The organism is Acidimicrobiales bacterium (genome assembly GCA_016794585.1).
Classification (GTDB): Bacteria; Actinomycetota; Acidimicrobiia; order Acidimicrobiales; family DATDAH01; genus JAEUJM01.
Map to the genome: position 1 here is coordinate 1 of JAEUJM010000043.1, position 12,808 is coordinate 12,808.

12 protein-coding genes are annotated in these 12,808 nt (G+C 73.4%); 1 reads left to right on the forward strand and 11 read right to left on the reverse strand.

Annotated elements, in window-relative coordinates:
- Positions 1-2,001 (forward strand): class I tRNA ligase family protein (locus JNK12_20645; GenBank protein MBL8778359.1); only part of this gene is annotated, 2,001 nt, incomplete at its 5' end.
- Between the two features lie 356 nt (positions 2,002-2,357).
- On the opposite strand, the gene JNK12_20650 is transcribed toward JNK12_20645, so the two are convergent.
- The 11 genes from JNK12_20650 to ftsW form a co-directional block, all read right to left on the reverse strand.
- Positions 2,358-3,623, reverse strand: coding sequence for a DivIVA domain-containing protein (locus JNK12_20650; protein MBL8778360.1), 1,266 nt, complete (start codon positions 3,621-3,623; stop codon positions 2,358-2,360).
- 86 nt (positions 3,624-3,709) lie between these two features.
- Complete coding sequence (locus JNK12_20655; protein MBL8778361.1) at positions 3,710-3,967, reverse strand: YggT family protein; 258 nt, start codon at positions 3,965-3,967, stop codon at positions 3,710-3,712.
- 5 nt (positions 3,968-3,972) lie between these two features.
- Complete coding sequence (gene sepF, locus JNK12_20660) at positions 3,973-4,584, reverse strand: cell division protein SepF (protein ID MBL8778362.1); 612 nt, start codon at positions 4,582-4,584, stop codon at positions 3,973-3,975.
- A 92-nt stretch (positions 4,585-4,676) separates the two neighbouring features.
- Positions 4,677-5,330: a YggS family pyridoxal phosphate-dependent enzyme gene (locus tag JNK12_20665; protein MBL8778363.1), complete on the reverse strand. Its 654-nt coding sequence runs from the start codon at positions 5,328-5,330 to the stop codon at positions 4,677-4,679.
- Positions 5,327-6,004, reverse strand: a complete 678-nt coding sequence (locus JNK12_20670; GenBank protein MBL8778364.1) for a polyphenol oxidase family protein — start codon at positions 6,002-6,004, stop codon at positions 5,327-5,329. Before JNK12_20670 ends, JNK12_20665 begins: the two co-directional genes overlap by 4 nt.
- A 13-nt stretch (positions 6,005-6,017) precedes the next feature.
- Entirely contained in the window at positions 6,018-7,127 is a 1,110-nt protein-coding gene (gene ftsZ, locus JNK12_20675; GenBank protein ID MBL8778365.1) for a cell division protein FtsZ, read from the reverse strand.
- A gap of 166 nt (positions 7,128-7,293) precedes the next feature.
- Positions 7,294-8,118, reverse strand: coding sequence for an FtsQ-type POTRA domain-containing protein (locus tag JNK12_20680; protein ID MBL8778366.1), 825 nt, complete (start codon positions 8,116-8,118; stop codon positions 7,294-7,296).
- Between the two features lie 12 nt (positions 8,119-8,130).
- Positions 8,131-9,042 (reverse strand): UDP-N-acetylmuramate dehydrogenase, encoded by a 912-nt coding sequence (gene murB / locus JNK12_20685; protein ID MBL8778367.1) that lies wholly within the window; start codon positions 9,040-9,042, stop codon positions 8,131-8,133.
- Positions 9,039-10,415: a UDP-N-acetylmuramate--L-alanine ligase gene (gene murC, locus JNK12_20690; protein ID MBL8778368.1), complete on the reverse strand. Its 1,377-nt coding sequence runs from the start codon at positions 10,413-10,415 to the stop codon at positions 9,039-9,041. Before murC ends, murB begins: the two co-directional genes overlap by 4 nt.
- A complete protein-coding gene (murG, locus tag JNK12_20695; GenBank protein ID MBL8778369.1) occupies positions 10,408-11,580 on the reverse strand; it encodes an undecaprenyldiphospho-muramoylpentapeptide beta-N-acetylglucosaminyltransferase in 1,173 nt (390 codons plus the stop codon). The genes murC and murG overlap by 8 nt, the downstream gene beginning before the upstream one ends.
- Positions 11,581-11,611: 31 nt before the next feature.
- Positions 11,612-12,808 carry a putative lipid II flippase FtsW gene (gene ftsW / locus JNK12_20700; GenBank protein ID MBL8778370.1) on the reverse strand — a complete coding sequence of 399 codons (1,197 nt, stop codon included), beginning with the start codon at positions 12,806-12,808 and terminating at the stop codon, positions 11,612-11,614.

Here is a 12,808-nt window from a genome sequence, read left to right on the forward strand (position 1 = left end):
CGGTTCGTCAAGGACGCCGACCGCGGCATCATCGACGACCTCGACGCCCGCGGCCGCCTCGAGGCCGAGGAGGCCTACGAGCACGCCTACCCGCACTGCTGGCGATGCGGGACGCCCCTGCTCTACTGGGCGAAGACCTCCTGGTTCGCCCGCACCTCCGAGCGCCGACCCGAGCTGCTCCGGGAGAACGAACGCATCGGCTGGCACCCCGAGCACCTCAAGCACGGCCGCTTCGGCAAGTGGCTCGAGGGCAACGTCGACTGGGCCCTGTCCCGTGACCGCTACTGGGGCACTCCCCTGCCGGTCTGGCGCTGCGAGGCGGGCCACGACACCTGCGTCGGCTCGGTGGCCGAGCTGGCCGAGCTCGCCGGCCGCGACCTCTCCGAGCTCGACCTTCACCGGCCCTACGTGGACGAGGTCACCTTCCCCTGCCCGACGGACGGGTGTGCGGCCCCCGCAGCCCGCCTCGCCCCCGTGCTCGACGCCTGGTTCGACTCGGGCTCGATGCCCTCGGCGCAGCACCACCACCCGTTCTCGCCGGACGACCGCTTCAGCGAGGCCTTCCCCGCCGACTTCATCTGCGAGGCCATCGACCAGACCCGTGGCTGGTTCTACTCGCTGCTCGCCGTGAACACGCTCGTGTTCGACCAGACGCCGTACCGCAACGTCGTCTGCTTGGGCCACATCGTCGACGAGCACGGCGCCAAGATGTCGAAGTCCAAGGGCAACGTGATGGACCCGTGGGACCTCTTCGACCGCTTCGGCGCCGATTCGGTCCGCTGGTACTTCTTCGCCGCCGGCCAACCCTGGACCCCCCGCCGGGTCTTCGAGGACGGCATCCGCGAGACCACCCGCCAGACCCTCGTCACCCTCTGGAACGTCCACTCGTTCTTCGTGACCTACGCCGACCTCGACGGCTGGGCACCCACGGGCGAGCCGCTGTCCCCCACCCACGTCCTCGACCGTTGGGTGCTGTCCGAGCTCGACGACACCATCGCCACGGTCACCGACGCCCTCGAGAGCTTCGACGCGCTGGGCGGGGCCACCCGCATCATCCGCTTCGTCGACGACCTGTCCAACTGGTACGTGCGCCGCTCACGTTCGCGCTTCTGGAAGAGCTCCGACCCCGACGCCCACGCCACCCTCCACCGCTGCCTGGTCGTCACCGCCCAGCTGCTGGCGCCCTACTGCCCCTTCCTGGCCGACGAGCTCTACACCACCCTCACGGGCGAGGCATCGGTGCACCTCTCGGACTGGCCGGCCCCCCTCGGGGTGCACGACGCCGGCCTCACCGAGGAGATGGCCGGCGCCCGCCGTCTGGTCGCCCTCGGCCGCGCCGCCCGCACCGACGCCAAGATGAAGGTGCGCCAGCCCCTGCGCCGAGCGATGCTCCTGGCCCCGGGGGCCACCCTCGGCGAGGAGGTGAAGGCCGAGATCGCCACCGAGCTGAACGTCAAGGAGCTCGAGGCCATCGACACCCTCTCGGGCCTCATGACCTGGACGGTGATCCCCAACTTCAAGACCCTGGGCCCCCGCCTGGGCGCCAAGGTCAACGAGGTGAAGGCCGCCCTGGCCGCCGCCGACGGCGCCGCCATCAAGGCCGCCCTGGAGGCCGACGGCCAGGTCGAGATCGCCGGCGAGACCCTGTCGAGCGCCGACGTCGAGGTCCGCGCCTCCCGCCACGAGGAGCTCGCCCTCGCCGAAGAGGCCGGTTGGGCCGTCGCCCTCGACCTCGACCTCGACGACGCCTTGAGACGAGAAGGCACGGCCAGGGAAGTCGTCAGGGCCCTCAACGACCTGAGAAAAGAAGCCGGCTTCGCCATCGCCGACCGAGTGGTCGTCACCCTCGACCCCCCGCCGGAGATCACCGAAGCGATCGAAGCCCACAAAGCGTGGATCGCCACAGAAGTCCTGGCGACGGAAGTAGCCCTCACCCCCGGCGGCGATCTGGAAGTCACCGTCGACGCCCAGACCTTCCCGGTCACCCTCACCAAGTCCTGACGCTCTAGATCAGCGGCACACCCTCGCGGTCACGAAGAGGTGGCGGTACCCGACCCCGAGCCGACGTGTCGCGACACCGCTCGAGGTGACGTGCCGCTCACGTCCGCCAGGGCTCGGCCGGAGGGTCGGCGGGTGGCGCCGGGCCGGCTTCGGGCCACGCGCAGGGACGAGCATGGCCCGAAACGGAACCCGGCGACAGGACCCGCCGGCCCGGAGGCCGAGGACTCCCGAGCTCGAGCCGCGCCCGCGGAGAGTGCAGGGCGGGACGCGGTCCGGCGCCCGCATGGCCCGAAACGGAACCCGGTGACAGGACCCGCCGGCCCGGAGGCCGAGGGCCGACAAGCTCGACCCGAGAGCTACTTCTTGCGGCCGAAGCGCTTGTGCTTCTCGCCCTTGTCGCCGCCGCCCGCTTCTTCCTGGCCCCGATACCACTCCGCCATCGCGTCGTCCCCCTCGCCCTCGGGGACGGGGGGCGCCGGCGCGTTGGCGGCTTCCTCGCGGGCGAGGTCGGCCATCCAGGGGTTGTCGCCTCCCTCGTCGGGGAGGGCGGCGACGGGCTGGGTGGCGGGCCCGGTGCCGGGCAGGTCCGCCCAGGGGTCGCCGGCCGGCGCGTCGGCGGGGGCGTCGAGGCCGCCGAAGCCGTGGTGCTCGGCGGGCGGCGGCGGGGGCGGCGGGGGCTGGGCGAAGAGGTCCTCGCTCGGGGCGCCGGGCTCGGGGGCGAAGACGTCCTCGGCGGGGGCGTCCCACACGGAGCCTGCGGGCTGGGCCGGTGCGGGCGGCTCGGGCTCACCGAAGGTGGGCGCGGGCGGGAGCGGGTCGAACGCCGGCGGCGGGGCGGCAGCCTCGGGGGCGCGGAACAGCGGCGCGTCGTCGGCGGGGGCGGGCGCCGGCGGCTCGATGGTGCCCAGCGGCTCGTAGGCGGCCTCTTCGAAGGCGGCCTCGGGGACGATCTCGGGCGTGGCCATGCCCGAGCCCGGATCCTCGTAGTTGGGCTCGGACTCGGCTCGCGGCGGCACCACGGCGGTGACCACCGGGGGCTCGAGCGGGGCCATGGCGCCGGCGGCGTCGAGGAGGCCCTGGAGCGTGGCGACGGTGGTCTGGAGGCGGGCCCGCTCGTCGTCGACGTGACGCTCGAGGACCTCGACGTCGGCCATCAGCTGGTCTCGGATGCCCTCGAGCTCGTCCACCTCGGTGAGGATTCGGTTCCGGGCCTCGTCGCCGGCGCGGCGGATCTCGTCCTGGGACTCGGTCAGCTCACGCTCGTGGCGGGCGGCGTCCTCGGCGCGGATGCGCTCGGCCTCGTCCTGCGCGGCGGCCACGATGCGCTCGGACTCCTCCCGGGCCTCGGCCACGGCGGCGTCGGCGGTGCGCTGGGCGAGGAGGAGCGTCCGGCGCAGGGTGTCGTCGACCTCGCTGGCGACCGCGGGGGTCGCCGCCGGCTGTTCGGCGAGACGGGCCTCGGCGGCCTCGGCGCGCTGGGTCATCTCGCGCAGGCGCATCTGGAGCTGGCCGATGGCCACGCCGACCCGCTCGAGGAAGTCATCGACCTCGTCGGGGTCGTATCCGCCGAACTTCTTCTCGCGGAAGTCGACGTCTTTCAGGAGCTGCGGCGTGACATCCATGGGGTCAGCGTACCGAACCCCCTCCGTCCCCATGGGGATGGCGGGGCGAGGATGCGCCGGCCCGGGAACGCCCCCTCACGAGGGCGTCAGCAGCCCAGGACGGCGCTCTGGATGATGCGGATGCCGATCAGCACGATGATGGGCGACAGGTCGAGGCGGAAGCTGCCACCGCCGACGGCGGGGATGGCCCGGCGCAGCGGTCCGAGAACGGGCTCGGTGATCCGGAACAGGAACGAGTACACCGACGCCATCGGCGTCCCGGGCTCCATGGGGAACCAGGAGAGGATGATCCGGCCGAAGAGCGCGATGAGGTAGAGGTTGAGGACGAGGCAGAGGATGTTCATGGGGATCAGGAGTCGTGGAGCCCCCGCTCCTGCAACCGACGCCGCTCCTCGTCGGAGACCTCGACGTCGGAGGGCGTGAGCAGGTACACCTGGTCGGCGACCCGTTCCATCTGGCCGCCGAGGCCGTAGCACAGGCCGCTGGCGAAGTCGATGAGCCGGCGGGCCAGGTCACGGTCGGCGCCCTGGAGGTTGATGATCACGGGCTGGTTGCCCTTGAAGCGGTCGGCCACGTCCTGGGCCTCGGTGAACGAGTGCGGCGACACGACGTGGGGCTTGGCCTTGGCCACGGCGGGGATGGGACGCACCGCAGAGCCACCGAGGCTCTCCATCGGCGACACGTTGGACGGTGCCGGCGCCTCGTTGGGGATGGGCCGGATGGCCGAGACACCGTCGTCGGGCGCGTAGGGCTCGACCGGCACGACTCCGCCCTGGCGCGGCTCGGGCGCGACGGGCTGGACCGGCCGCACGGGGACGGCCTGGCCGACGCCGGACCCGATGGACGGCGCGGCCGACGAGGGGTACCGCTCCTGGTACCGGTCGTGGTCGTCGTAGTCCTCGTATTCCTCGTCGGGACCGAGCCCGAGGTAGAGCATGGCGCGCCGCCACGTACTGGACATTGGTTCCTCCTACGAAACCGGCAAGGTTAGTGTCGCACGCCGCGATGCCACCCGCGCGGAGCGTCGCCGCCGCCCACACGCTGCGGGGCCGGTCACGAGCGTGGTCCGAACAGCCCGGTGCCGATGCGCACCATGGTGGTGCCCTCCTGGACGGCGACCTCGAGGTCCGCGCTCATCCCCATCGAGCACACCGTCAGGGCGAGGCGTTCCACCTCGGAGCGCAACCAGCGGAAACCCGGTCGGGCGTCATCGGCGGTTCCCGCGGGGGCCACGCCCATGAGGCCCCGGACGTCGAGGCCGAGGTCGGCGAGGGTCGCCACGAGGGGCTCCACCTCCTCGCGCGTGCAGCCGCCCTTCTGGGGCTCGCCGCTCAGGTTGACCTGGACCAGCACCGACGCCCCGGGGGCCCGGCGGGCGATCTCGGCGCCGAGCGCCTCACGATCGACGCTCTGCCAGAGGGTCACGTGGGGGGCGAGCGACCGGACCTTGTTGCGCTGGAGGTTGCCGAGGAAGTGCCAGCGCGGCGCGGCGCCCGACGCCGCGACGGCGTCGACCTTCGGCACGAGCTCCTGCGCGTAGTTCTCGCCCAGGTCGAGGAGGCCGGCCTCGGCTGCGGCCACGGCCAGCGCCGGCGGAAAGCCCTTGGTCACCGCGACGAGGGTCACGGCGGCGGGGTCGCCGCCGGCGGCCGAGATCCGGGCGCGGACCTCCTCGGCGCGCGCCCGGATGGCGCCGACGTCGATCACGGGGTCACCCAGACGACGGCGGCCATGCGGCCGGTCTCCTTGCGGGCCCGGTGCGAGTACCAGCGCTCGGCTTCGCAGGCGGTGCAGCCGGGCGACGCCGAGGCCACCGACACGTCGGCGGCTGCCAGCGCGGCGTCCACGGCGCTCGGCACGTCGAGCGCGAGGGCGCCGGTGCGGGTGCGCCCCACGACGTCGGGACCGAGGGCGTCGGCCACCTCTTCCAGGTCGTCGGCCCCGAACTCGTAGCACTCGGGGTGGATCATCGGACCGACGTGGGCGACCACGGTGCCGGCACCGAGCGATCGCATCTGTGCGACGGTGCGCTGCACCACCCCGGCCGCGAGGCCGCGCCAGCCGGCGTGGGCGGCGCCGACGACGCCCTCGGCGCTGGTGAGCACCACCGCTCCGCAGTCGGCGGTCTGCACCGCCACGGGCACCCCGGCGCGGGCCGTGACGAGTGCGTCGGCCTCGGTCCCCTGGTGGTGCCCCGCCCCTTCGGCCACGACGACGTCGGCGCCGTGCACCTGCCGGAGCCAGTTCCAGCGCACCGACGGGCCACCTGCCCCGGCGAGCAGGCGCGCCCGCGCCGCGTCGACGGCGGGAGCGTCGATGGCGAGATCGCCGTCGGCGCGGGTGGAGAAGACCCAGGACGCCGGGTGCGCGTGGTGCGACACCGCGGCGGCGGGGCTACTTGAGGAACGAGGGGACGTCGAAGTCGTCACCCGCGTCGAGGTCGTCGTCCTCGTCGTCGTGGGTCGCGAACAGGTCGCCGGTGGGCTCACGGTCGAGCGGGACGGAGCGCAGGAAGTCGGCGTCGCTCTGCTCGGTCGAGCGCTTGTCCTTCTCGTCCCAGCGATCGAAGCCGGCGGCGATCACGGTGACCCGGACCTCGTCGCCCATCTCGTCGTCGATGATGGCGCCGAAGATGATGTTGGCGTCCGGGTGCGCCACGCCGTGGATCACCTCGGCGGCCTCGTTGACCTCGAGCAGGCCGAGGTCGCTGCCGCCCGAGATGTTCAACACGATGCCCCGAGCCCCCTCGATGGAGGCTTCGAGCATCGGGCTGGAGATGGCACCCCGGGCGGCGGCGAGGGCCCGGCCCTCGCCCGACGCGAAGCCGATGCCCATGAGGGCCGAGCCGGCGTCGCTCATGACCGTCTTGATGTCGGCGAAGTCGGTGTTGATGAGGCCGGGGGTGGTGATGAGGTCGGTGATGCCCTGCACTCCCTGGAGGAGGATCTCGTCGGCCATCTTGAAGGCGTTGAGCATCGAGGTCTTGTCGTCGGAGACCGTCAGCAGGCGGTCGTTCGGGATGACGATCTGGGTGTCGACCTTCTCCTTCAGGCGCTGGATGCCCTGCTCCGCCTGCACGGTGCGGCGGCGGCCCTCGAAGGTGAAGGGCCGGGTGACCACGCCGATGGTGAGGGCGCCCAGGTTCCGGGCGATCTCGGCGACCACCGGTGCGGCGCCGGTCCCGGTGCCGCCACCCTTGCCCGCGGTGATGAACACCATGTCGGCGCCCTCGAGCGCCGCGGCGATCTCGGCGCTGTGGTCCTCGGCGGCCTGACGGCCGATCTCGGGGTCGCTGCCGGCGCCCAGGCCCCGGGTGAGCTCCCGTCCGATGTCGAGCTTGACGTCGGCGTCGCTCATCAGCAGCGCCTGAGCGTCGGTGTTGATGGCCACGAACTCCACGCCGTTCAGGCCGGCGTCGATCATCCGGTTCACGGCGTTGACCCCACCACCGCCGATACCGACGACCTTGATGACCGCTAGGTAGTTCTGGGTGATGCCGACCATGTGGTGTGCTCCCGGTGAGTGGTGGCCGAGGCGGTCACGCCACCCCGGCACAACGGCAAACGCCGGGCGCCTGGGGTGCCCGGCCGAACCCTCGACGGGAGGTTGAACGTTGTGTTCGGGGCGCGCGAAGTCGCCTCGCTCAACCTCACCGTAACCAACAGGCCTGTCACCCGCAACCCGGCGTCCGGGTGAGGACCGGGGCCGACGCCACCGACAGGTCGAGCGTGGCGATGCACGGATCGATGGCATCGAGCACGCTGGCCAGGGCGACGCCCTTGGCCGGGAGGTCCTCGAGCGCCCCGAAGGTCACGATCCCTCCGGCGACGAGCCGCACGGTCACGCCGCCGTCGGCATCGATGACGATCGCATCGACGAGCGGCCGGGCGCCCTCGGGGATCACCGCGGCCACCGCGAAGGCCCCCCGGGCGTCCTCGGCGACGGCGGCGCCCACGTCGGGCGCCACGGTGGCGCCCTCGACCACCGGGAGGTCGGCGGGCTCCCCGTCGAGCAGCGCCAGCACCTGGCCCTCGCCGTCCACGGCGACCCAGGTGTCGTCGTCAGCGGCCACCGCGGCAGCCGGGACCCGCTCGACGACGCGGTAGCGCACCGTCCCCGGCCAGCGCCGGCGAGCGGTCGCCTCGGCCACCCAGGGGAGCGCCTCGATGCGATCGGCGGCGGCGTCGAGGTCGGCCGTGAGGAGCGGCGCCCCTTGCTCGATGCCGCCGGCGGCCACGATGTCGGCCGGGTCCGTGCGGAACTGCCCGGCCACCGTGAAGCGGTCGACGTCGAGCAGCGGGGTGAAGAAGAGCCCGAGGCCCAGGAGCGCCACGGCCAGGAGGGCACCCAGGACGACCACCACCCGCAGCCGCCGTCGCCCCTCGGAGCGGCGCACCTCGACGCGGCGCGCCCGGATGCGGGGGTCGATGGTCGAGGGTCGCTCGCCGCTCTCGACCTCCTCCCCACCTCGAGGCTCACCCCTCCTGGTCGTCACCGCGCCTCGACCTCAGCGTGAGGGATCGAAGCCCACGAGGCGGGTCTCGGGGTGCAGGATCACCCCACTGGCGGCGCGCACGGTCTCCTGGATCGTCTGCATCAGGCGCCACACGTCGTCGGCGGACCCGCCCTCGTCGGCCTGGATGAAGTTGGCGTGCTTCGTGGAGACGTGCGCCGTCCCGATGCGCAGGCCCTTGGCCCCGGCGGCCTCGATGAGGCGACCCGCCGAGTCGCCTGGTGGATTGGTGAAGACCGAGCCGGCGTTCTGCCCACCCGGCTGGTGGGCCCGGCGCCAGCGCACGATCTCGGAGATCTCGGCCTCGGCGGCGGCGCGGTCGCCAGGGGCGAGGGACAGCTCGGCCGCCACCACGACCTGGTCCGCCCGCACCGACGAGTGCCGGTACGAGAGGTCGAGGCGGTCGGCGGGCACCCAGCCATCCTCCCCGGTGGCCAGGTCGACGAGGTGGACCCTCCGGAGCGAGGCGGCCATGTCCGACCCGTGGCCGCCCGCGTTCATGCGCACCGCCCCGCCGATCGATCCGGGCACCCCGACCGCCCACTCGAAGCCGGTGAGCCCCGCCGCCGCGCTCTGCCGAGCGACCACCGGGAGCGATGCCGCCCCACCGGCGGTGACGTCCGTGCCCACGACGCCCACCGCCTCGAAGTCGCCCGCCAGTTGGATCGCCACGCCGTGGAACCCGGCGTCTGCCACCAGGAGGTTGGAGCCCCGGCCGAGGACGAGCGTGGCCACGCCCTCGCCGGCGACGGCCTCGGCGACCGCGCGGAGCTCGGCCAGCTCGGCGGCGACCACGAAGACATCGGCCGCGCCTCCCACTCGGTAGGTGGTCAGCGGGCCGAGGGGGACGTCCCGCCGGGCCCGCGCGCCGAGGCGCGCCGCCACCCGGTCGAGCGCCCCGCTCACGACCGCAGGGCGGCCTGCACCTCGTCGGCCAACGAGGTGAGGTCGCCGGCGCCCAGGGTCAGGCAGAGGTCGCCCGGGCGCAGCACGGAGCGGAGGTAGGGCACGAGGTCGGGCCGCTTCGGCAGGTAGGCGAGGGCGCGCCACGGGTCGGCCTCGAGCACCGCGTTGACGATGAGCTTTCCCGAGACGCCGGGCCGGGGCGCCTCGCCGGCGGGATAGATGTCGGTGACGACCAGCAGGTCGGCGTCGCCGAACGCGTCACCGAAGTCCTGCCACAGGTCGGAGATGCGGCTGAAGCGGTGGGGCTGGAAGACACAGACCACCCGACCCCAGGTGCCCTCCGAGGCGGCCTCGAGCGCGGCCGAGACCTCGGTGGGCAGGTGGGCGTAGTCGTCGACGAAGGTGATGCCGTCGACCTCACCACGGAACTCGAACCGGCGGGCGACCCCCGCGAAGCGCTCGAGCGCAGCGCGACAGGCCTCGAAGGACGCTCCCAGCTCGAGCCCCGTCACCAACGCCGCGGTCGCGTTCAGTGCGTTGTGGCGGCCGGGCACCGGCAGGTGCAGCCGCCCGAGGTCGACCCCTCGACGGTGCAGCGAGAACGTGGTGCCGTTGCGCTCGACGACGGGATCCACGAGCCGGTAGTCGGCGTCGTCGGCCTCGCCGTAGGACACGGCACCGACCTCGCGACCCACTCGAGCGGCGACCTCGTCGTCGGCGCACACGATCCGGGGTCCAGCCGCCTCGGCCAGGAACCGGCCGAAGGCGGCGAGGAGGCCGTCGTAGCTGCCGTAGTGCTCGAGGTGGTCCGGCTCGATGTTGGTGACCAGGGCGACCTCGGCCCCGAGCTCGAGGAACGTGCCGTCGCTCTCGTCGGCCTCGACCACGAACCACTCCCCCGAGTCCCACACCGCGCCGGTACCGATCTCGTTGACGTCACCGCCGATGATGAACGACGGGTGCAGGCCGGCTTCGACGAGCACGAGGGCGAGCATCGACGAGGTGGTGGTCTTGCCGTGCGTACCGGCCACGGCGATGGTGCGGCGGGTGCCGGCGATGGCGGCGAGGGCGTCGGCCCGGCGCAGCACGGGGATGCCCCGCTCACGGGCGGCCACCACCTCGGGGTTGGTGGCGGGCACGGCGGTCGAGATGGTGACCGCATCCACCTCGCCCAGGTGCTCGGCGGTGTGGCCCACGGTGACGTCGAGGCCCCGGGCTCGGAGGCGCTCGAGCCCCGGTGAGGCCTTGAGGTCGCTCCCGCTCACCGTGTGGCCCATGTCGGCGAGGACGGTGGCGATGGCGCTCATGCCGGCGCCGCCCACCCCCACGACGTGTACCCGTCGGGGGCGGCCCAGATCCAGGCGGTCAGCCACGGGCGTGCTCCTCGACGAGTGCGGCCACGGCGTTGCCCGCCTCGCGGTTGGCCACCCCGCGAGCGGCCCCGCCCATTGCCTCGAGCCGGCCGTCCTCGGCGAGGAGGGCGTCGACCTCCCGGACGAGCCGCTCGGCGGTCAGCTCGGCGTCGGGCACCAGCACCGCGGCACCGGCGTCGACCAGGGCACGGGCGTTGGCGGTCTGGTGGTCCCCCGGCGCCCCGGGGAGGGGGACGAGGATCGCGGGCACCCCGATGGCCGCCAACTCGGCGACCGACGTGGCCCCGCTCCGGCAGAGGACGAGGTCGGCGGCGGCGAAGGCTCGGGGCATGTCGTCTTCGTAGCGGACGGGCACGTACGTCACCCCTTCGGTGACGGGCGCCGGAGCCTGCTCGGTGAGCACGGCCCAGTCCCGCTCGCCGATGACGTGGCGAACGGTGAGGTCCCGGCGAGGGAGCCACGCCGCCAGGGCACCGACCACCGCCTCGTTGATGCGCAGGCTGCCCAGCGAGCCCCCGAAGGCCAGCAACACCCGCTGGCCGTCGGCGATGTGCAGGGCGGACCGGGCCGCGTCGCGGTCCCGGGCACGGTCGACGGCGAGCACCTCGGGGCGCACGGGGTTGCCCGTGAGCACGGCCCGCGGCAGGGCGGTGCCGGGGAAGGAGACGGCGGCCACCTTGGCGAAGCGGGCCGTCAGCCGGTTGGCCAGACCCGGCACGGCGTTCTGCTCCGCGACGACGATCGGCACGCGCAGCACGACCGCGGCGAGGGCGCAGGGCACGCTGGCGTACCCACCCATGGCGACCACGACGGCGGGCCGATGGCGGGCCATCAGCAGGAAGGCCCGGACCAGGGCCCGCAGGAGGCCCCAGACGGCGCCCACGTTGGCGAGGGTCAGCCGGCGCTGGATGCCCCGACCGGGGAGCAGGGTCACGGCGAAGCCCGCGGCGGGCACGAGGCGCGCCTCGCTCCCCCGCTCGGACCCCACGAAGTGGAGGGTGGCGGGATCGTGACCGAGCTCGACCAGTGCCCGCGCGATGGCGATGCCGGGGAGGGTGTGGCCGGCCGTCCCCCCGCCGGCGATCACGGCCCACGCCGTGCTCGTCGTCGGGGATTGCCCCGCGTTCGTGGTCGTCGCCGGGTCGGGCCCCGCGTCCTGGCTCACCGCTGCGCTCACCTCATCGGGTGCCCCGCGCTCAGTCGGCGTGCGAGGCGATGTTGGCAAGGATGCCAGCTGCGACGAGGGTCACCACCAACGACGATCCGCCGAAGGAGACGAAGGGCAGGGGGACGCCGGTGATGGGCAGGACCGCCACGACCGCGCCGATGTTGATGAAGGCCTGTACGCCGAACCAGGTGGAGATGCCGGTGGCCACGAGGCGACCGAACGGGTCGGCGGTCTCGAGGGCGACGCGCACGCCGAAGTAGGTGAGGGCCACGAACGCCCCGATGACGACGGCGGCGCCCAACAGGCCCAGCTCCTCCGCGACGATGGCGAAGATGAAGTCGGTGTGGGCCTCGGGCAGGAACTCGTACTTCGCACGGCTGGCGCCGAGGCCGACGCCGAAGAGCCCGCCCGAGGCGATCCCGACGAGGCTCTGGATGGTCTGGTAGCCGGTGTCGGAGGGGTCGGCCCACGGGTTGAGGAACGCGGTGACCCGGGCCCGGCGATAGCTGGCCTGGAGGGCCAGGAAGGTGGCGGCGCCGGCGCCGAGCAGGGCGATCCCGCCGAGGTGGTGGAGGCGGGCACCGTAGATGAACAGCATGGTGAGGACGATGGCGCCGAGGACGATGGTGGTGCCCAGGTTGGGCTGGAGCATCAGCAGCGCCGCCACCCCACCGAACACGACGAGGGTGGGTTTCAGGGTGAGGCTCGTCACCCGCGCCTTGCCCTCGCGCTCGCGGTCCGCCAGCAGCTTGGCCACGAAGAGCAGCACCGCCAGCTTGGCGAACTCGGACGGCTGGACCCGCAGGGCGCCGACGCCGATCCACCGGGACGCGCCGTTCACCTCCGCGCCCACGCCGGGCACGAGGACGAGCAGCAGGAGGCCGATGGAGCCGATGAGCATGGGCCCCGCCCAGTTCCGCCACCGCCGGTAGTGCACCCGGAAGGCGAGCACGAGGCCGAAGGTGCCGACCACGGCCCAGAGGGCCTGGCGCTTGAAGCTGTACCAGGTGGTCCCGTGCTCCTTGAGGTCGGTGACCGACGAGGCCGAGATGACCATCACCAGGCCGAACAGGGTGAGGAACCCGACGAGGCCGAGGATGGCCATGCACGTCCCCGTGGCCCGACCCGGGCGCAGACGGCCGGCGGGATGGCGGCGGCGCGTCTCGCTGAGATGGTCGCCCCGCTCGTCGAGCAGCTCGTCGGGGGTGCGGGTGGTGGTGGCCAA